This window comes from Streptomyces sp. NPDC002580, assembly GCF_042889485.1.
In the GTDB taxonomy this organism is placed as follows: Bacteria; Actinomycetota; Actinomycetes; order Streptomycetales; family Streptomycetaceae; genus Streptomyces.
Genome location: NZ_JBIAQZ010000005.1, coordinates 508,474 through 527,964 on the forward strand (window position 1 = coordinate 508,474; position 19,491 = coordinate 527,964).

The 19,491-nt window shown below is 71.2% G+C and carries 21 protein-coding genes; 8 read left to right on the forward strand and 13 right to left on the reverse strand.

Annotated features, from left to right (window positions below; genetic code table 11):
* Positions 1-245: 245 nt before the first annotated feature.
* From ACFYW7_RS18990 to ACFYW7_RS19000, 3 genes are read right to left on the reverse strand one after another with little or no spacing between them, the layout of a single operon-like run.
* Complete coding sequence (locus ACFYW7_RS18990) at positions 246-1,229, reverse strand: hypothetical protein (RefSeq protein WP_389503585.1); 984 nt, start codon at positions 1,227-1,229, stop codon at positions 246-248.
* Complete coding sequence (locus ACFYW7_RS18995; RefSeq protein ID WP_389503587.1) at positions 1,226-2,146, reverse strand: hypothetical protein; 921 nt, start codon at positions 2,144-2,146, stop codon at positions 1,226-1,228. The genes ACFYW7_RS18990 and ACFYW7_RS18995 overlap by 4 nt, the downstream gene beginning before the upstream one ends.
* On the reverse strand, positions 2,143-2,901 hold the full coding sequence (locus tag ACFYW7_RS19000; protein ID WP_389503589.1) for a hypothetical protein: 759 nt from the start codon (positions 2,899-2,901) through the stop codon (positions 2,143-2,145). The genes ACFYW7_RS18995 and ACFYW7_RS19000 overlap by 4 nt, the downstream gene beginning before the upstream one ends.
* A 298-nt stretch (positions 2,902-3,199) precedes the next feature.
* Here ACFYW7_RS19000 and ACFYW7_RS19005 point away from each other — a divergent pair, with 298 nt between their 5' ends.
* Positions 3,200-3,562 (forward strand): DsrE family protein, encoded by a 363-nt coding sequence (locus tag ACFYW7_RS19005; RefSeq protein ID WP_389503591.1) that lies wholly within the window; start codon positions 3,200-3,202, stop codon positions 3,560-3,562.
* Here ACFYW7_RS19005 and ACFYW7_RS19010 read toward each other — a convergent pair.
* From ACFYW7_RS19010 to ACFYW7_RS19050, 9 genes are all read right to left on the reverse strand, one after another.
* The gene (locus ACFYW7_RS19010; protein ID WP_389503593.1) at positions 3,556-3,951 is read right to left on the reverse strand and encodes a VOC family protein; all 396 of its coding nucleotides are present in this window, start codon (positions 3,949-3,951) and stop codon (positions 3,556-3,558) included. The two genes, ACFYW7_RS19005 and ACFYW7_RS19010, sit on opposite strands and share 7 nt — an antisense overlap.
* Positions 3,952-4,058: 107 nt before the next feature.
* Positions 4,059-4,322 carry a DUF3099 domain-containing protein gene (locus ACFYW7_RS19015; protein ID WP_389503595.1) on the reverse strand — a complete coding sequence of 88 codons (264 nt, stop codon included), beginning with the start codon at positions 4,320-4,322 and terminating at the stop codon, positions 4,059-4,061.
* A gap of 179 nt (positions 4,323-4,501) precedes the next feature.
* Positions 4,502-4,789, reverse strand: coding sequence for a DUF1416 domain-containing protein (locus ACFYW7_RS19020; protein WP_054232391.1), 288 nt, complete (start codon positions 4,787-4,789; stop codon positions 4,502-4,504).
* 30 nt (positions 4,790-4,819) lie between these two features.
* On the reverse strand, positions 4,820-5,665 hold the full coding sequence (locus ACFYW7_RS19025; RefSeq protein WP_389503597.1) for a sulfurtransferase: 846 nt from the start codon (positions 5,663-5,665) through the stop codon (positions 4,820-4,822).
* A 152-nt stretch (positions 5,666-5,817) separates the two neighbouring features.
* The gene (locus ACFYW7_RS19030) at positions 5,818-5,898 is read right to left on the reverse strand and encodes an Ms5788A family Cys-rich leader peptide (protein ID WP_350751515.1); all 81 of its coding nucleotides are present in this window, start codon (positions 5,896-5,898) and stop codon (positions 5,818-5,820) included.
* Between the two features lie 409 nt (positions 5,899-6,307).
* Positions 6,308-7,051: a DUF2993 domain-containing protein gene (locus ACFYW7_RS19035; protein WP_389503599.1), complete on the reverse strand. Its 744-nt coding sequence runs from the start codon at positions 7,049-7,051 to the stop codon at positions 6,308-6,310.
* A 169-nt stretch (positions 7,052-7,220) separates the two neighbouring features.
* Positions 7,221-8,435 (reverse strand): hypothetical protein, encoded by a 1,215-nt coding sequence (locus ACFYW7_RS19040; protein ID WP_389503747.1) that lies wholly within the window; start codon positions 8,433-8,435, stop codon positions 7,221-7,223.
* 8 nt (positions 8,436-8,443) lie between these two features.
* Complete coding sequence (locus ACFYW7_RS19045; protein ID WP_389503601.1) at positions 8,444-8,698, reverse strand: MoaD/ThiS family protein; 255 nt, start codon at positions 8,696-8,698, stop codon at positions 8,444-8,446.
* Between the two features lie 67 nt (positions 8,699-8,765).
* Positions 8,766-9,641 (reverse strand): alpha/beta hydrolase family protein, encoded by an 876-nt coding sequence (locus ACFYW7_RS19050; protein WP_389503603.1) that lies wholly within the window; start codon positions 9,639-9,641, stop codon positions 8,766-8,768.
* Positions 9,642-9,894: 253 nt separating this feature from the next.
* On the opposite strand from ACFYW7_RS19050, the gene ACFYW7_RS19055 reads away from it, so the two are divergent.
* From ACFYW7_RS19055 to ACFYW7_RS19080, 6 genes are all read left to right on the forward strand, one after another.
* Positions 9,895-10,713 (forward strand): response regulator transcription factor, encoded by an 819-nt coding sequence (locus ACFYW7_RS19055; RefSeq protein WP_389503605.1) that lies wholly within the window; start codon positions 9,895-9,897, stop codon positions 10,711-10,713.
* Between the two features lie 23 nt (positions 10,714-10,736).
* Complete coding sequence (locus ACFYW7_RS19060; RefSeq protein ID WP_389503607.1) at positions 10,737-11,759, forward strand: LacI family DNA-binding transcriptional regulator; 1,023 nt, start codon at positions 10,737-10,739, stop codon at positions 11,757-11,759.
* Positions 11,760-12,401: 642 nt separating this feature from the next.
* The gene (locus ACFYW7_RS19065) at positions 12,402-13,616 is read left to right on the forward strand and encodes a S1C family serine protease (protein ID WP_389503609.1); all 1,215 of its coding nucleotides are present in this window, start codon (positions 12,402-12,404) and stop codon (positions 13,614-13,616) included.
* A 15-nt stretch (positions 13,617-13,631) separates the two neighbouring features.
* A complete protein-coding gene (locus tag ACFYW7_RS19070; protein ID WP_389503611.1) occupies positions 13,632-13,811 on the forward strand; it encodes a hypothetical protein in 180 nt (59 codons plus the stop codon).
* Between the two features lie 78 nt (positions 13,812-13,889).
* The gene (locus ACFYW7_RS19075) at positions 13,890-14,621 is read left to right on the forward strand and encodes a response regulator transcription factor (RefSeq protein WP_389503614.1); all 732 of its coding nucleotides are present in this window, start codon (positions 13,890-13,892) and stop codon (positions 14,619-14,621) included.
* Complete coding sequence (locus tag ACFYW7_RS19080) at positions 14,618-16,090, forward strand: ATP-binding protein (RefSeq protein ID WP_389503617.1); 1,473 nt, start codon at positions 14,618-14,620, stop codon at positions 16,088-16,090. Before ACFYW7_RS19075 ends, ACFYW7_RS19080 begins: the two co-directional genes overlap by 4 nt.
* A gap of 143 nt (positions 16,091-16,233) precedes the next feature.
* On the opposite strand, the gene ACFYW7_RS19085 is transcribed toward ACFYW7_RS19080, so the two are convergent.
* A complete protein-coding gene (locus tag ACFYW7_RS19085) occupies positions 16,234-18,033 on the reverse strand; it encodes a bifunctional metallophosphatase/5'-nucleotidase (protein ID WP_389503619.1) in 1,800 nt (599 codons plus the stop codon).
* A 437-nt stretch (positions 18,034-18,470) separates the two neighbouring features.
* On the opposite strand from ACFYW7_RS19085, the gene mshD reads away from it, so the two are divergent.
* On the forward strand, positions 18,471-19,397 hold the full coding sequence (gene mshD, locus ACFYW7_RS19090) for a mycothiol synthase (RefSeq protein ID WP_389503621.1): 927 nt from the start codon (positions 18,471-18,473) through the stop codon (positions 19,395-19,397).
* Positions 19,398-19,491: the final 94 nt, after the last annotated feature.

Here is a 19,491-nt window from a genome sequence, read left to right on the forward strand (position 1 = left end):
TGATGGGGGTCAGCGCTGGCCCTGGTACAGCTTCTTCACGGTCAGCGCGGCGAACGCGAGCACGCCGACGCAGACCAGGGCCAGCAGGGTTTCGAAGAAGATCTCCACGGGTGCTCCTCGGTGAGCGGAACGGGGTCCCCTGCCGGGCGCAGCCGAGACGGGGGAGGTACACAAGGCCGGGCCCCAGCTTACGCGGCTGGGGCCCGGCACTTGCTGTCAGGTACGCCCTGTCGGCGCGGCCGGTGTCAGCCGAGGAGCTGGCTCTGGAGGACGACCGTCTGCTGGAACGGGATCGCCTTCGCGAGACCCTTGCGGGACTGCACGACCAGCGCGATGGTGTCGCCGGCCGACAGGTAGGCCTCACGGACCTGTTCGGCGCCGTACGGCTTGCTCTCCGTGTACGCGTGCCGGGTGATGTCGTCGACCTGGGCCCGCTCCGGGAACTCCTCGTCCCGTTCGGTCACGGCGGCGCCGCTCAGCGCGTACCGCACGGAGTCGTAGCTCACCAGATTGCCGGAGAGCACGTCCTCCGCGGCGGCGGCGGTGTTGAACTGGAGCAGGTAGATCCGCGTGTGCGTGCCGTCGGCGGTGGTCCAGCCGCGCGCGGCGATGTGCCGCACGGCGTTGGCGGTCAGGGGACGGCCGACGGAGTCCCGGTCCGACTTCTCGGCGAACTGCGCCAGGAAGGTCTTGCGGTCCAGCCAGCCGTCGTCACCGCGCAGTGAGGTGTCGGGCTCGGCGCCCTTCGGGGCCGGGAGCAGGAGCTCGCGCAGGTCGGCGTAGTGGGCGCCGGCCTTGTTCGACTCGACGAACGGGCCCGGGCTGCCGGACGGCAGCGGCGGCCTCTCGATCGTCGGGTAGTCCCAGCGTCCGTCGGCCCGCGTCTCCAGACCGGGGACGTCGGTCCGCTCCATGCTGGTGATGCCGTACGCGACGGACGAGCCGGCCGCCGCGAAGACCACGGTGGCGGCGGTCCAGCGCAGCACCGCGCGCAGGACCCGGCGGTCCTTCCTGACCTTGGCCTGAGGTGTCTGGGGCGCTGCCTCCCCCGCGATGGCGGGCGGTTCCGCGGGCTGCGGAACCATCACGGCCTGCTGCTCGGCACCGGGCTCGGTGTTTCGTGCCACGGTTTCCTGTCCGGCCTGCGGCTCGGCCTGTGTCGTCTGCTCGGCCGGTGTCGTCTGCTCGGCCTGTGTCGTCTGCTCGGCCTGTGTCGTCTGCTCGGTCATACCGCCTCCCCCGGCTCCTGGATACGGTCGAGCTGCTGACGCAGGAGCAGCGCGACTCCCTTGGTGTTCAGCGGCTTGGCGCCGTACGCGGTGACGCTGACCTGCACGTCGCCCTCGTAGGCGGAGCAGACCATGATGTCGAGCTTCTCTGCCTTGCTCTTGGGCGGAAGGAAGCACTTGGCGTTCTTGTGACCCTCGATCTTCGGACCGGCGCGGAAGATCTTGAGAGCGTCGAGGAACTGGTTCTGGAACTCCGAGGCGTTCCGGATCGCCGCCTTGTCCTCCATCTGGGCCAGCTGGACGCGCACAGTGAAGGCGGTGTCCGCGTACAGCGTGGAGTCGCCCGCGTTCGACGTGCTCAGGTAGCTGCGCATCGCGATGCCCTTGGTGTGCTGCTTGTCGATCTCCTGCTCGATCCGCCGCCGCTGGGAACGGGGCAGGTCACGGACCGACTCCTTGCGCAGGGCGGTGGCCTCGCCGCCGCTGAGCGCGGCGTCGGCACCGAACTGGGCGATGTCCGGGCCCTTGCTCCAGTTGTCGTCGTACGGCACGAGCACGGCGGCCAGCGACGAGGCGTCCTTCACTTTCGGGGCCTGGTGCTTCTCGTTCCTGGGGAGCTTCCAGACGGGCGCGTCCGGGTCACGGTCCGCGTTCTGGACGGTCACCACGGTGCAGACGCCGCCCGCGAGGACGGCACAGACGAGCAGCACGGCACCGGCGACGGTCGCGACACGGCCACGACGGACGGGCTTCCTGCCGGGAACGGGGCCGGCGACGGCCTCTTCCGGTGCGGCCGCCCCGGGCAGGCCCGCCGACTCCGGCCCGCGGGGCGCCGTCTCGGACGCAGCCTGCGCCGGTACGGACTCCCCGGACTCCACTGTCTCCGTGCCCTCCGGGGTCACAGATCGCTCATTCACAGCCGCTCCAACTGACGCTCGGCCAGGTCCATGATCTTCGATTTCGGGATCGGCTTGGAGTCGAAGATCCAGATCTCCATGGCGATGTCCCCGATCGAGGCAGCCGCCTGCGCCTTGTAGAGCGGCAGGTAGCCGGGCTTCGTCTCGGGCTTGAAGAGGTAGACCATGCCGTCGCTCGCGCCGGGGACCGGCCAGCTGCGGGCTCCGGTGACGTTCCAGTTGCCCGCCTGGTCAGCCGCGCTGAGGTTCTCCTCCTGGCGGTACTGCACCAGCCGGACCTGGGTGCTGCCGTTGCTGCCCGCCTTCCAGCTCACTCCGGCGGCCCGGCGGAACTCGGACTGGATGAGATCGCCGAACTCCCGGTCCGCGTGGGCGAGCGAATGCGCGTAACCGGCCAGGTCCAACCATCCGTCGCGCTCCGGCGCCCAGTCGGGCTCCGTCGTGCCCTTGGGCCGGGAGATGAGCAGCTTGCGCAGATCACCGTCGGTCTTGACGCGGGCGTCGTGGGCGACCGACAGCGGCTCGGGGCCTTCTCCCTTCGCCTGGGTCACCGTCGGCTGCGACAGCGAGGGCAGCTTGGTGGGATCGCGGTCGGCCTGGACGAGATATCCGGCGCAGGTACCGGCGACGAGACCGAGCACGGCGGCCGTGGCGACGATCAGGGTCGTACGACCACGTCGGCGGGCCCGCCGCGGAGCCGGGACACCGTCCGGGTCCACCGGCTCCGCCACCGGCGCGGGCTGCTCGACCGGCACGGCCGGAACAGAGTGCTCGGCCGGAGCAGGGTCCGCGGGCGGGGTCGGCTCCGGGGGCGACGCCTCCTCGGCCGGGGCCGGCGGCCGTACCGGTTCGGAAGGTGTCGTGCCGGACTCGACAACGGGCGCAACCTCGGGCACACCAGGTCTTTCCGGTGTCTCGGACCCTTCGGGTACTACCAAGACGTCCCCCCACAGAAGGTGAAGCACGGATTCCGTATCCGGGCGCACAAGAGACTCATGGCATACACATGTGGTTGTCCGGACGATGATCACGATTCGGCATAGCATGACGGTCATGGCGAACAAGCTCGTGATCAAGGTGACGGCGGGGGCCGATGCCCCGGAGCGCTGCTCACAGGCGTTCACCGTCGCGGCGGTGGCCGTGGCCAGTGGCGTGGAGGTCTCCCTCTGGCTGACCGGCGAGTCCGCGTGGTTCGCGCTGCCGGGCCGTGCGGCGGAGTTCGAGCTGCCGCACGCGGCCCCGCTGCCCGATCTGATCGACTCGATCCTGGCGGCCGGGCGCGTCACCCTGTGCACCCAGTGCGCGGCCCGGCGCGACATCACGGAGAAGGACGTCCTGGCGGGCGTCCGCATCGCGGGTGCGCAGGTGTTCGTGCAGGAGGCGATGGCGGACGGGACGCAGGCGCTGGTCTACTGACCGCGTCCGCGCCGCCCGCGCGTGTCCACCCAGAGGCAGAACGGATGGCCCGCCGGGTCGAACAGCACCCGTACGTCCTCCTGGGGCTGGTGGTCGGCCAGCCGGGCGCCCAGTCCGACGGCGCGGTCGGTCTCCTCGGCCAGGACGTCGACCTCGATGTCCAGATGGAGCATCATGCGCTGGTCACCGGGGGCCGCGGGCCACACCGGCGGGGTGTAGAGCGGCTCGGTCTCGAAGGCGAGCGCGATCCCGTCGAACGGCGGGCCGATGAGCACCCAGTCGGGCTCCTGGGCACGCACCGTGTATCCGAGCAGCCGCTGGTAGAACTCGGCCAGCTCATGGGCGTCCGGCGCGTCGAGCACCACCGTGGACAACCTCGTACGCGACATGGGCGCCTTCTCGCTCCTGCCTGCTCCGGCCGTTCCCGCCGCCGACGTGCCACGGCAGGCGTTTCACCGCCGCCGTCCGACGCCGCCGCGCTTCCGCTGACGCCGGCTCACTCCTGCCGGCGTTTCTTGCCGTCCAGCTCGTCCCACCACTCGTCGGACTGGTCGTCCCCGGACGGGTCGTCCCACCATCTGTCCTCGGGACCCCGCCGGTTGGCGGTCATCGCGGCCACCGGCGGAATCACCATGGCCACCACACACATACCGACGGCCACGGGAACCGACCACAGCCGTACGACTCCCCAGGCGAGGACGAACAGCACGACGCACGTCCCCATCATGACGAAGTACAGGTGACGCCTGCGCGCGTACATACCACCAGCGTAGGCCCGGACAACCCGTCCGGCGCAGCGTCGGCGGGCCCCGGGAGGCGGGAGCGGGCGAACCGGGGGCAAGCCGAAGGGCCGCACCCCGATCCGGTAAGCGTCCAACCCCCGGGGGTGCGGCCCTTCGGCCGTTCGGTCGACTGCCGTCACGGACGGCGGTCGATCGCTCAGACGGCGATCGCGACCTCGGCGAGGCCGCCGGTCTGCGCGACGACCGTGCGGTCGGCGGTGCCACCGGGGACCAGCGCGCGGACGGTCCAGGTGCCCTCGGCCGCGTAGAAGCGGAACTGGCCCGTCGCGGAGGTGGGGACCTCCGCCGTGAACTCGCCGGTCGAGTCCAGCAGACGGACGTAGCCCGTCACCGGCTCACCGTCGCGGGTCACCTGACCCTGGATCGTGGTCTCACCGGGCTTGATCGTCGAGGCGTCGGGGCCTCCGGCCTTCGCTCCACACATATTTCGCTTCCGTCCTTCAGGCCTTGAGGGTTACTTGTTGGCGCCGAGCTCGATCGGCACGCCGACGAGGGAGCCGTACTCGGTCCAGGAGCCGTCGTAGTTCTTGACGTTCTGCACACCGAGGAGCTCGTGCAGCACGAACCAGGTGAGCGCGGAACGCTCACCGATGCGGCAGTAGGCGATCGTGTCCTTGGCGAGGTCGACCTGCTCGGCGGCGTAGAGCTCCTTGAGCTCGTCGTCCGACTTGAAGGTGCCGTCGTCGTTGGCGTTCTTCGACCACGGGATGTTGCGGGCGCTCGGGACGTGGCCGGGACGCTGCGACTGCTCCTGCGGAAGGTGCGCCGGGGCGAGCAGCTTGCCGCTGAACTCGTCGGGCGAACGGACGTCGACCAGGTTCTGCGAACCGATCGCGGCGACGACGTCGTCACGGAAGGCGCGGATGGAGGTGTTCTGGGCCTGGGCCTTGTAGGCGGTGGCGCTGCGGTCGGGGATCTGCGAACCGTCGACCAGGTCGCGGGAGTCGAGCTCCCACTTCTTGCGGCCGCCGTCGAGGAGCTTCACGTTCTCGTGGCCGTAGAGCTTGAAGTACCAGTAGGCGTAGGACGCGAACCAGTTGTTGTTGCCGCCGTAGAGCACGACCAGCGTGTCGTTGCCGATGCCCTTCGACGAGAGGAGCTTCTCGAAGCCCTCCTGGTCGATGAAGTCCCGGCGGACCGGGTCCTGGAGGTCCTTGGTCCAGTCGATCCGGATGGCGTTCTTGATGTGGTTCTTCTCGTACGCCGACGTGTCCTCGTCGACCTCGACGACGGCCACGTTCGGGTCGTCCAGGTGGTCCTGGACCCAGTCGGCGTCTACCAGGACGTCACTGCGGCTCATGCTCGTTCTCCTCCGGGGCAGTTGCGGCGGGGTGGTGCGATGGAGAGGGTGCGCGGTGCGGTGCTGCAGGCCGGTGAGGGCCGCGCGGCGCAATCGTGGCCCGGACGAGAGAGGTCCAGGGGCCCGGCTCGCGGAAGTCGGAACGCTTCCGCTCAGAAGGGGCGACAGAGCATGGCGGCGACGCGGCACAGGTCTACTGCCCGCCGCTTCGTGAGGTCCGCCTGTCGCTTCATGGGTCCGATCGTAGGGACGGACAGGCGGGCATGTCACCGGCGTGTCGCATAATGAGACGCGATCGTCCGCATTGCGGGACGCATACACCGTCGGGGCTCTGTCCGCACGGGTTCCGGGGGGGCCGTATCGGTCATCGCGTCGACAGCGCATCTGCGGTACGGACGGGGCCGTCTCGCCCTTCGGACAGCAGTCCCTCCGGTGGACCTTCCACGAGGTCTCCACCAGCCGGTCCGGCGGACCGCGCGAGGTCGGGGCGGGTGAGGCGAGGTGAGGCGGAACCGGTCGGGCTGGGCCGTCCGCGGGCCATCGGGTGCGGCCGATCGCTGCCCGACGGTCCGGTGGACGGCCACGCGACCGGTCCGGTGGCGTCTTCGGCGCGCGACCGGACCGGTCGCGTCTTCGACTCTCCTAGCCGACCAGCCGGACGCCCGTCCCCTTCACCGAGATGTCGACGCCGTCCGGGGCCGCCTCGACCTTGTCGAGCTTGATGCCGCCCGGCAGTTGATCGACCTTCTGCTGGAAGTCGGTGATCGAGCGGATCCGGCCCTCGGCGAGCTGCACGGCCAGCTTGGGCAGGGAGTCGGCGTGCACCTTCACCTTGTCGCCGGAGACGGCGACGGAACTGAGCACCGAGAGCGTCTGGGCCTTCTTGCTGATCGGGTCGGTCACCGAGACCGCGACCTTGATCTTGCCGTCGCCGCCGTCAGAGAGGCCGACGACCTTGGCTGTGATGCCGAACCCGACCTCCGTGGGCTCGGACTTGGCGGCCTTGAGCAGCTCCGCGTACGAGATCGACGCGGTGCCGGTGGCGCTGTTCGCGGTGGCGGAGCTGTAGTCGCTGCCGAAGACGACACCGCGCATCTCGGCGTTGAGGTCGTCGATGCGGATCTTGCCGGCGGCGGAGTCCGTGCCGCCCGTCGACGCCTCGTAGTTCTTGATGCCGATCTTCACGTCGTCGAGCTCGCCGCCGACGACCTGCGTGAGGAACGGGAAGCCCCCGATGGACACGTCGGGGGTGGCCGCGAGGCCCTCGGTGCTCCGGATCCGGTCGGCCGCCTCGTCCTCCGCGAACCCGACCGCCACCCGGTCGGCAATGACGAACAGACCGCCGAGAACGACCAGCAGAATCAGGCTTATTCGCAGTGCGCGCATGCTCGATGTTCCCCCACCTGGACGGGCCCCGTCTGGACGGCCGAGTGACCGCCGATGGCGAGCCTAACCTTGAAGGGCCCCCGACACGGGGGCCCTTCAAGGTAGTTGTCGATCACCTGTGACGATTCAGGGAGGCCTGACGACCGGGTCCGACCGCCGGACCGGCCGGTCAGCCCAGGGCACGGCCCAGCAGGTAGACGGCCGGGGCGGCGGCGGCCAGCGGCAGCGCCACGCCCGCGGTGAAATGGACGAACCGCGACGGGTAGTCGTAGCTGGCCGCCCGGTGACCGATCAGCGCGCACACACCCGCGCCGAGGCCCAGGAAAGCGCCCTGCGTGCCCAGGTCCGTCATCCCGCCGACCGCGATGCCGGCGCCCGCGGCGGCCAGCAGCGCGACGACCACGGAGGCCGCCGTGGGCAGCGGCAGCGCGCGGGCCAGGACCGCCACGGCCACCGCGGCGGCGCCCACCGTCACGGCGTCCGGCTCGGCCGCCAGGTGCCCGGTCGCGACGATCGACAGCGCCGCGGAGACGACGGTCGCCATCAGTCCGTACATCCGGGTGTCCGGATCGGCGTGGCTGCGCAGTTGCAGCACGAGGGTCAGCAGGACCCACACGCCGAGGGTGCCGAGGATCGCGGCGGGCGCGTTCTCCCGGCCCGCGACGAGCAGCGCGACATCCGCGGTCAGCGCACCGGCGAAGGCCAGCGCGATGCCCTGCCGGGCGGGCCACATCCCGTTCAGCCGGAACCATCCCGCCGCCGTGACGGCCTGGAGCAGGACGAGCGGGACGACGAGCGCGTACTCCCCGATCGCCGCCGTTCCGGAGAGCAGCAGGGCCAGCACCGCCGTCAGCGCGGCCGGCTGCATGCCCGGCTCGATGATCGGCGACCGGCCCTCGGCACGGGCGCGCTGGGCGTCGGTGACCCGGGTCGTGCCCGTGACGGTCGCGGGCCCGTAGCCCGCCTCGGCGCCGCCCGGGGTCTCGGGAAGCGTCCCGCCGGGGCGGTCGGGGTCGGCCTGACCGGCCGAGCCGGGTGCCCCGTGCGCGGCCGGCTCCCGCGGCGGGGTCCACGCCCGCTCCGGGGCCTCGGGAGGCAGTGCCTCGCCCACCGGACCGGCGTAACCCTGCGGCTCGCCGTACGTCTGGTACCCCTGCGGGGGCAGGTACGCGGTGTCGGCGGCCGGGACCGGCGCCTGGGCCCGCGTCTCCCAGGTCTGCCCCTCCCACTGCTGAGTGTGCTGCTGCCACTCGGGCTGCTGCTGGGGCTCCTGCGACTGCGGGCGGGGCCGTCGGGACTGCTGCTGGGGCTCCTGCTGCGGTTGCTGGGGTTGCTGGTAGGGGTCGTACCCCTCGTAGTGACCCTCGTACGGCTGGTTGCTCATCGTCTCGCTCACCCTCCTGCGAACGGCGGGAGCACCTCGACCGTGCCGCCCTCGGCCAGCCGTACCGTCTCATGCCCCCGGGCACCGACGGGGTCACCGTCGACGAGGAACGAGCATCGCCGCAGGACGCGGACGAGTTCGCCGGGGTGTCGTTCGCGGGCCGCGTCGAGTGCCTCGGCGAGTGTGCCCGCCTCGTACGGCTCCTCGGCGACGCCTGCCGCGGCCTTGGCCGCGGCCCAGTAACGCACCGTGCCCTTTGCCATCTCGTTCCTCAATCAGCGGTCCGGCTGTCTGTGTGTCCGCGCGCATGTCCGCGCGAACCCCGTCAGGCTAGCCCGCGTGTGCGAGGGCCCAGTCACCGATACGGCCGAGCAGGTCGTCGGCGGCGGCGTTCTCCGCGTGCCCCATGCCGTGTTCCAGCCACAGCTCGGCGTGCCCCTCGGACGCCTCGGCCAGCATCCGCGGGTGATCGACGGGGAAGTAGCCGTCCCGGTCGCCGTGCACGATGAGGAGCGGAGTCGGCGCGATGTGCGGGACGCACTCGACCGGGGACTCGGGGACCGGGTCCCAGCCGCGGTGGTGGATACGGGTGCGCAGGCCGAGCCGGCCCACGACCCGGCCCTCCGGGCGGGTCACCAGCCAGTGCACCCGCCGCATGGGCGCCGTCCCCCGGTAGTACCAGCGGGCCGGCGCGCTCACCGAGACCACGGCGTCCGTTCGCGCCTCCGTGCGCCCCTCGTGCTCCCGCCCGGCCACCGGTTCACGCCCCGGGCCCTTCTCCCCGTACAGCGCCGCGTGCCGCAGCACCACCGAGCCGCCCATCGAGAAGCCGACGGTCACGACGCGGGTGTGCCCGAGTTCACGTGCCCAGGCGACCGCGGCCGCCAGATCGTGGACCTCGCGGTCACCGACCGTGGAACGGCCGCCCGATCCGCCGTGACCACGGAAGGAGAAGGTGACCACCGCCGCCCGGCGGCCCAGGACGCCGGCCGCGCGGCGCACGTGCGGGCGGTCGAGATCACCCGTGAACCCGTGCGCGACGACGAACGCCACGTCACCGGCCGACCCCGTTCCGGGGTCGTACGCGGCCTCGATCGTCACCCCGTCGACCGTGCGCAGAAACCTCCGCGAAGGGGCGCGCGAGGCTGTCTCAAGGCGTGGACTCTTGAAAGATCGCGTCGCTTGACCTGCCGGACCTGAGCTCATGTGGGCTATTCTGCTGGGCATGAGGACTCGGGCAGAGCAGCCCCCGAGTCCTTTTGTGCTTTCGGAAGCGTTGTATACGAAGCGGGAAACCGCAGGTGTACGGGGCCTCGGGCGCACAGCGGATCCCAGGGCGTGGGAACCGCACGTACAGCAGCAGTGCCGCAAACGTCCTCGCAGGGACCGAGGAGGAACCAGACGTTATGGGCGAGCGAACCGTGCACGAACGCAGGACGACCCAGGTGGGTGAGGCGCGATGAGTTCTCTTCTGCTCCTGACCAATGCCCTTCAGCCTTCGACGGAGGTGCTTCCCGCTCTCGGCCTGCTGCTGCACAACGTGCGCGTGGCTCCGGCGGAAGGGCCGGCTCTCGTCGACACCCCCGGTGCCGACGTCATCCTGATCGACGGACGACGAGATCTTCCCCAGGTTCGCAGCCTGTGTCAGCTGCTGCGCTCCACGGGCCCCGGCTGTCCGCTCATCCTCGTCGTGACGGAGGGCGGCCTCGCGGCGGTCACCGCCGACTGGGGCATCGACGACGTCCTCCTGGACACCGCCGGTCCGGCCGAGGTGGAGGCCCGCCTGCGGCTCGCGATGGGCCGCCAGCAGATCGTCAACGACGACTCCCCGATGGAGATCCGCAACGGCGACCTCTCCGTGGACGAGGCGACGTACAGCGCCAAGCTCAAGGGCCGGGTCCTCGATCTCACCTTCAAGGAGTTCGAGCTCCTGAAGTACCTCGCGCAGCACCCGGGCCGCGTCTTCACCCGCGCCCAGCTGCTCCAGGAGGTCTGGGGCTACGACTACTTCGGCGGTACGCGGACGGTCGACGTCCACGTACGACGGCTGCGGGCGAAGCTCGGACCCGAGCACGAGTCGCTGATCGGAACCGTCCGGAACGTCGGTTATCGATTCGTCACCCCCGAGAAGGTGGACCGCGCGGCGGACGGGGCGAAGGCCAAGGCCGCCCAGCCAAAGCCGGACGATGCGGACGAGACGGCCCGTCCGGAGGCCGCCGCTCCCGCGGAGGCCGCGGCGGAGCCGCAGGAAGCATCCGTACGCCCTGCCCAGAGGTAGGTCCATCCGCGTAGACTCCGCGCGTGGCCAAGGTGACTAGGGATGATGTGGCGCGGCTGGCGGGTACTTCCACCGCTGTTGTCAGCTATGTCATCAACAACGGACCCAGGCCGGTCGCCCCGGCCACGCGCGAGCGCGTTCTCGCCGCGATCAAGGAGCTGGGGTACCGGCCCGACCGGGTCGCCCAGGCCATGGCATCGCGGAAGACCGAGCTCATAGGCCTGATCGTGCCGGACGCGCGCCAGCCCTTCTTCGGGGAGATGGCGCACGCGGTCGAACAGGCCGCCGCCGAGCGCGGGAAGATGGTGCTGGTCGGCAACTCCGACTACATCGCCGAGCGCGAGGTGCACTATCTGCGCGCCTTCCTCGGCATGCGGGTCTCCGGACTGATCCTCGTCAGCCACGCGCTGAACGACCACGCGGCCGCCGAGATCGACGCGTGGGACGCCCGGGTGGTGCTGCTCCACGAGCGCCCCGAGGCGATCGACGACGTCGCCGTCGTGACCGACGACATAGGGGGCGCCCAGCTCGCCACCCGGCACCTTCTGGAGCACGGGTACGAGTACGTGGCCTGTCTCGGCGGTACGGCCGAGACCCCCGCCGTCGGCGACCCCGTCTCCGACCACGTCGAGGGCTGGCGGCGCGCCATGCAGGAGGCCGGCAAGTCGACCGAGGGCCGCGTCTTCGAGGCCCCGTACAACCGGTACGACGCCTACAAGGTCGGCCTCGAACTGCTCGCCGGACCGCACCGGCCGCCGGCCATCTTCTGCTCCACCGACGACCAGGCGATCGGCGTTCTGCGGGCCGCGCGCGAACTGCGCATCGACGTGCCGGGGCAACTGGCGGTCGCCGGGTTCGACGACGTCAAGGAAGCGGCCCTGACCGACCCTCCTCTGACAACGATCGCATCGGACCGCTCGGCCATGGCCCGCGCGGCCGTGGACCTCGTCCTGGACGACGGGCTCCGCGTGGCCGGGTCCCGCCGCGAGCGGCTGAAGCTGTTCCCCTCACGCCTCGTGGTCCGGCAGTCCTGCGGCTGCGCGTAGGCCCACGACGCCCCACGACGGCTCCACGAGGCCCCGAGGCCCGGGCGCGGACGGACGGGGCACGCGGACGACGGAGATCCCCACGCCCCTGACGGGACGCGGGGATCTCCGCTTTCCGGGTACAGACGGGTGCAGCGGGTGCAGAAGGTGCGGGTGCAGCAGGTACGGCATGGGTACGGCCGTTCGCCGTACCCGTGCCGAGACCCGTACGACGGGAACCAGAACAGCAGGTTGTACCGGTTGAAGCCGGTACCGAGGCTCTTGCGGGTGCCGAAGAGGCTGCTGGAGGCCTCGTCGGTGCCGGGGTAGAGCCAGAGCGTGCCGCCCGAGTCACGGGCGAGGACGTCCGCGATGCCGTCGCCGGTCAGGTCACCGTCGGCCACGTACGAGGTGCGGTTCCAGCCCGTACGAGCCCGCACGCGCGCGCAACCCGCCGTTCGCCGTACCTGCCGCGAGCGCTCGGAAAGGGCCCGCGGCGCACCCGGAACCGAGGGAAGGCGGCCGCCGGGACACCCGCGGAGTCTGCTCGAGGCGCCCTCATGGAACACACGGGAAGCGCCTTTATATCGGGCATACGAGGTTCTGTCGGGCTTCTCAGGGACCACTCAGGGAGCTCTCATGATCGGGGGACAGTCTTTTTTCATGACCGAGAGCTTCCGCCGCAGCGGCGAGTACCCCCAGGGCGACGACCACGGGTCCGCGTACCCCGGGCAGCAGTCGCGTCCCTCCTCTCCTGTGAACCCCGAGTGGCCTCCCCCGCCGGCGTACGCCCCGGCCGCGCCGGTCCACGTCGAGCCGGGTACCACCGTGTGGCCGGGCTCCGGTCACGGTGGCGACGGCGGGAACGGCGGTCACGGCGCCGGCCCGTACTACGGACACCCCGGGCCCGACGCCGCGGGTTCCACGGCGGCGTTCGCCGCGGTCCCCGCGGGACCCGAGCCCGCCCCCGCCTCCGCCCCCACCGCCAGGCGCCGCGCCAAGGGCCCCTTCGGCCTGCTCGCCGCCGTCGCGATCGTCGCGGCCGCGGTCGGCGGCGGCACCGCGTACGGCTTCCAGGAGCTGACCGGCAACGACACCGTCGCCTCCAGCAGCACCAGCACGAACGTGGTGCCGACCAGCCAGCGGGGCACGGTCTCCGGCGTCGCCAAGGCCGTCAGCCCGAGCATCGTCGAGATCGGCGCGACCTCGAACGCGGGCTCGTCCACCGGCTCCGGCGTGATCATCACGACCGGCGGCGAGATCATCACCAACAACCACGTCGTCTCGGGCGCCTCCGCGATCAAGGTGCGGCTGAACGACGGCAAGTCGTACACCGCCAAGGTCGTCGGCACCGACAGCAAGAAGGACCTCGCGCTGATCAAGCTGGAGAACGCGCCGTCCGGGCTGAAGCCCGCGACGCTCGGCGACTCCGACGGCGTCCAGGTCGGCGACCAGGTCGTCGCGATCGGCTCCCCCGAGGGCCTGACCGGCACCGTCACCAGCGGCATCGTCTCCGCCCTGGACCGTGACGTGACCGTCTCCACCGACGAGAGCCAGGGACAGCGGCAACAGGGCGACGACGGCGGCCAGTGGCCGTTCGAGTTCGGCGGACGGCAGTTCAACGGCGACACGGGCTCCTCCACGACGACGTACAAGGCCCTGCAGACCGACGCCTCGCTCAACCCGGGCAACTCCGGCGGCGCCCTCATCGACATGAACGGCAACATCGTCGGCATCAACTCCGCGATGTACTCGGCCGCTTCGGACTCCTCCTCGTCCTCGTCGAGCGCGGGCAGCGTCGGCCTCGGCTTCGCCATCCCCGTCAACACCGTCAAGGCCGACCTCGCCTCGCTGCGGGCCGGCGGTTCCGACAGCTGACTCCCGGAGGTCGCCATGATGATCAAGCGCGTCGTCCACCCCGTCACGGGGGACGGCCCGGCCGAACTCGGTCTGGCCCTGACGGTCACCCACGAGCTGCACGCGCCGGTGCGGCGGGCCCCTGAGCTGGCGCCCGCCGTCTCCCGGCCCGCGGCCCACCGGGCCGCCACCCGCCGCCGTACCGTACGAAGCTGATCCATTCCGGGACAGCCCGGAACGTGCGAGGCTGAAAACACCGGATCACGACCCACCCCACCCGAGGAACCCACGCCCATGAGCTCCGCCGAAGGCGACCGTGACACCCAGCGCATTCTGATCGTCGACGACGAGCCGGCCGTACGCGACGCGCTCAGGCGCAGCCTCGCCTTCGAGGGGTACGACACCGAGATCGCGGTCGACGGCGCGGACGCCCTGGAGAAGGCGACGGCCTACCAGCCCGACCTCGTCGTCCTCGACATCCAGATGCCCCGCATGGACGGCCTCACCACGGCACGCCGGATGCGCGGCGCGGGCACGACCACGCCCATCCTCATGCTGACGGCCCGTGACACGGTCGGCGACCGTGTCACGGGGCTGGACGCCGGAGCCGACGACTACCTCGTCAAGCCCTTCGAACTCGACGAACTCTTCGCCCGCATCCGGGCGTTGCTGCGACGCAGCTCCTACGCGGCCTCGGCCGGTGCCGCCACCGAGGACGACGCGCTGACCTTCGGCGACCTGCGCATGGACCTGTCGACGCGCGAGGTCACCCGTGCCGGACGGCCGGTGGAGCTCACCCGCACCGAGTTCACCCTCCTGGAGATGTTCCTGGCCCACCCGCGGCAGGTCCTCACCCGCGAGCAGATCCTGAAGGCCGTCTGGGGCTTCGACTTCGAGCCCTCGTCGAACTCCCTCGACGTGTACGTCATGTACCTGCGCCGCAAGACGGAGGCGGGCGGCGAACCGCGCCTGGTCCACACGGTGCGCGGTGTGGGATACGTACTGCGGTCCGGTGGCGCGGAATGATGCGCAGGTTCAGATCCCTGCCCCTGCGGTCACGGCTGGCCCTGCTGGTGGCGGCGGCGGTCGCGTTCGCGGTGGCGGCGGTCTCGGTGACGTGCTGGTTCCTCGTGCAGAGGAAGCTGTACGACGAGCTGGACAAGGAACTGAGGTCGTCGGCCAGCCGCCCGCAGGGCGTGAAGCTCATCAACACCATCAACACCTGCAACAACGCCGACAACGACTCGCCGAGTCAGACCCCGCCCGACGCCGGAGGGTTCCGGGCGCAGTTCGAGTCCTACCTCCAGGTGGTCACGGCGGAGGGCGAGTCCTGCGTGGCCTCCGTCTCGCCCGGCGAGATCGAGGTCACCGACAGCGACACCGGCTTCGCCAAGAACCCGGTCGTGGGTCACGGCGTCTTCCGCGACGGCACCGACACCGAGGGCCATTCCGTGCGGGTCCTCACCGTCCCGCTGACGATCGGCCACCCCGACGGCACGACGACGATCACCCCGGACGCCGCGATCATGTACGCGGTCCCCCTCAAGGGAACGGACTCCACTCTCAACGAACTGGCCCTGGTCCTCCTGCTCGTCGGGGGGATCGGAGTGATCGGCGCCGGGGCGGCCGGCCTGTGGGTCGCCCGCGCCGGGCTGCGCCCGGTCGACAAGCTCACCGAGGCGGTCGAGCACGTCGCCCGCACCGAGGACCTGACCATCCGCATCCCCGTGAACGAGGAGAGCGACGACGAGATCGCCCGGCTCTCCCGCTCCTTCAACTCGATGACCGCCTCCCTCGCGAGCTCCCGCGAGCTCCAGCAGCAGCTGATCGCCGACGCCGGTCACGAGCTGCGGACGCCGCTCACCTCCCTGCGGACGAACATCGAACTCCTCACCCGCAGCGAGGAGATCGGCCGTCCGATCCCCCCGGCGGACCGCAAGGCGCTGCTCACCTCGGTGACCGCCCAGATGACCGAGCTGGCGGCGCTGATCGGCGACCTGCAGACGCTGTCGCGTTCGGACGCGGAGCATCCGGCCGACCCCGTGGAGGTCGTGGACCTCCGGGACAGCGCGGAGGCCGCCGTGCGCAGGGCCCGGCTGCGCGGACCGGAGCTGACGATCACGTCCGATCTGGAGCCCTGGTTCGTCCGGGCGGAGCCCTCGGCGCTGGAACGGGCGATCGTGAACGTCCTCGACAACGCGGTGAAGTTCAGCCCCGGCGGCGGCACCGTCGACGTCCGGCTGAAGGACGGCGAACTGACCGTGCGCGACCATGGCCCCGGCATCCCCACGGACGAACTCCCGCACGTCTTCGACCGTTTCTGGCGCTCCCCCGACGCCAGGGCCCTCCCCGGCTCGGGCCTCGGTCTGTCGATCGTGGCCCGCACGGTCCAGCAGGCCGGCGGCGAGGTGTCGCTCCTCCCCGCGGAGGGCGGCGGCACGATCGCGACCGTACGCCTGCCGGGCACCCCGACGGCCCCTCCCGGGATGCCGTAGCACCCGCTCGACGAAGGAGCCCCCACCCGATTTCGGGTGGGGGCTCCTTCGTCTCCCTCGCGGAATCCGGAATCCGGGGTCCGGGGTCCGGGGTCCGGGGTCCGGCCCAGGCGCGAGGAACGGCCGCTTCGGCGCCGGACCGGCTACTTGACGATCGTGATCCGGTCCGCCGTCGGCACCGGGTACGGCGTCGTGGCGGAGGAGTTGGCCGTCAGGTAGGTCTCCAGGGCCGCCAGGTCGTCCTGGCCGACGCGGACGTCGGTGCCCTTGCCCAGTTCCGCGAAGCCGTCGCCGCCGCCCGCGAGGAAGGAGTTCATCGCGACGCGGTAGGTGGCGGCCGGGTCGATCGCCGTGCCGTCGAGCTTGACCGAGTCGACGACGACACGGGCCGCGCCGGTCTTGGTCAGGTCGAGCGTGTAGGTGAGGCCCTTGGAGACCTGGAGGATCTTCGGGGCGGCCTCGTTGAGACCGCTGACCTGCTGCTGGAGCGCGGTGATCACCTGGGCGCCGGTGAGGTCGGCCAGATTGACGGTGTTGGCGAACGGCTGGACCGTGTACGCCTCGCCGAAGGTCACCACGCCGTCGCCCTCGCCGCCGCTCGACGCGTAGGTGAGCCCGGCGCGGATGCCGCCCGGGTTCATCAGCGCCAGGTCGGCCTCGGGGTCCACGGACTTGGCGTACGCGAGCTGCGCGTCGGCGATCAGGTCACCGGCCTGGGACTCGGTGCCGGTGTTGCCGATGTCCCCCGCGATGTAACCGATGGGGCGCGAGGCGATCGGCGCGGCGAGCGCCTTCCACCGGGTGATGAGCGAGGTCATGTCGGCGGCCTTCGCGACGTCACGGGTGACGACGCGGTTCGCGGACTTCACCGCCGTACGGGCGATGTCGCCGGTCCGACGGTCGTACGTCAGCGTCGTGTCCGTGTACAGCCGGCCGAAGGAGGAGGCCGAGGTGACCATGCGGGGCTTGCCCGCCGGGTCGGGGACGGTGCACGCGTACGCCTGGTGGGTGTGGCCGGTGACCAGCGCGTCCACGGCCGGCGTGACGTTCTTGGCGATGTCGACGATCGGCCCGGAGATGCCGTCACCGGCGCCGGGGCTGTCGCAGTCGTAGTTGTACGCGGTCGACGCGGGCGCCCCGCCCTCGTGGATCAGCGCGACGATCGACTTCACGCCCTGGCGCTGGAGCTCCTTGGCGTACTTGTTGATCGTCTCGACCTCGTCGCCGAACTTCAGGCCCTTGACGCCCTCCGCGGAGACGATGTTCGGGGTGCCCTCCAGCGTGACGCCGATGAAGCCGACCTTGACGCCGTTCTTCTTCCACACCCAGTAGGGCTTGAGGATCGGCTTCTTGGTCTTCTCGTCGGTGACGTTCGCCGCGAGGTAGGGGAAGTCGGCCCCCTGGAACTTCTTGGTCTTGTCGTAGCAGCCGTCCGTCGGGTGACAGCCGCCCTTCTGGAGCCGGGCCAGTTCCTTGGCGCCCTCGTCGAACTCGTGGTTGCCGACCGAGGTGACGTCGAGGTCGAGGCCGTTGAGCGCGTCGATCGTGGGCTCGTCGTGGAAGAGGCCGGAGATCAGCGGGGAGGCGCCGACCATGTCACCGGCGGCCGCCGTGATCGAGTACTTGTTGCCCTTGCGGGCGTCCCGCAGGTGCGTGGCCAGGTACTCGACGCCGCCGGCGTCGACGGTCTTCGTCGTCCCGTCCGCCGCCAGCTCCGTGACCCGGCCGGAGGAACCGGTCGGCGGCTCCAGGTTGCCGTGCAGGTCGTTGAAGGAGAGCAGCTGGACGTCCTGGTAGCGGCCGCTGTCGTGGTGGTGCGACGAGGTCGCGTCGTCCTGGTGGGCGCTCGCGGGCATCGCCGCGGCCAGCGCGCCGACGGTGGCGAGACCGGCGGCGGCCGCGAGGAGCCGATGAGTTCGTCTGGGCCGGAAGGTGGGCGGCATGGTTCCCCCTGGAGAACGGTGAGACACGAGAAGCACGGTGCCGTGCGCGGGCCGAGCAGGTGGTGCGGGCGGTGCGGACCGTCGTGCCCCGCGGGTGCCGCGTGCTGCGCGGAACTCGCGGGTGGTGCGTACTGCGCTGACTGCCGGACCCGCACGAGATGCGTACCGTACGGGCGCCGTCGGCGACGCCCGTCCCTGCGCGACGCGCGGGTGGTGCGCGCCGCGCGTGGCCGGGCGACAGCCGTGGCGTTCGCACGCACTTTAGAATCAACGCGCGTAGCGCAAAAGGGGGTTCCGGGTTACGGAGTGATTGCCATCGCCGCACCGGGAGCCGACGGGCACGTCGTCGCCCTCCCCGTCGGCCTCTCCCCGCCACGAGTCACATCCGGCTCCCTCAACTCCTTGTCCGCCCAGCGCCGAGCCGTACCCTCGTATCCATGACCAGCGACGACGCGGCACCCTTCGCCCCCTCCCGCTCCATCGACACCTGCTCCGAGCTGACCCCGGATCAGGCCGAGGACGTGCTCCGGCTGCTGGCCGAGGCCGCCCGGACCGACGGACAGCAGGCGGTGTCCGAGCAGGGACGGCTCCAGCTGAGGGGCGGGGCCCGTGACGGAGTCCGGCATCTGCTGCTGACCTTCGACCACGAACTGATCGGCTACGCGCAGCTGGAGGACACCGACCCGGTCGAGGCCCCGGCCGCCGAGCTGGTCGTCCACCCGGCGCACCGCGGCCACGGGCACGGAAGGGCGCTCGGCACGGTCATGCTCCACGAGTCCGGCAAACGGCTCCGGGTGTGGGCGCACGGCGGCCACTCCGCCGCCCGGCATCTCGCGCAGGTCCTCGGTCTCACCCTCTTCCGCGAACTCCGCCAGATGCGCCGCCCGTTGGAGAGCCTCGACCTGCCCGAACCGAAGCTTCCGGAGGGGGTGACCGTCCGGACCTTCGTCCCCGGACGGGACGACGCCGCCTGGCTCACCGTGAACGCCGCCGCCTTCGCCCACCATCCCGAGCAGGGCTCCCTCACCCAGCGCGACCTGGACGACCGCACGGCCGAGCCCTGGTTCGACCCGGCCGGCTTCTTCCTCGCCTTCCGCGGCGGCGAACTCGTCGGCTTCCACTGGACCAAGGTCCATGCCGAGGAGGGGCTGGGCGAGGTGTACGTCCTCGGCGTACGCCCCGGTGCCCAGGGCGGCGGCCTCGGCAAGGCCCTGACCACGATCGGACTGCGCCATCTCGCCGCCCAGGGCCTGCCCACCGCGATGCTCTACGTCGACGCCGACAACAAGGCGGCGGTCACCGTCTACGAGCGTCTCGGCTTCGTCACCCACGAGACGGACCTGATGTACCGAACGGAGTCCTGACCCCGCCAGTCCTGGCCCCCAGCCCCGACCCCGTCAGGTCATGACCGCGCCGGCCCTGCCCCCGCCGACCCTGACCGCGCCAGGCCTGACACCC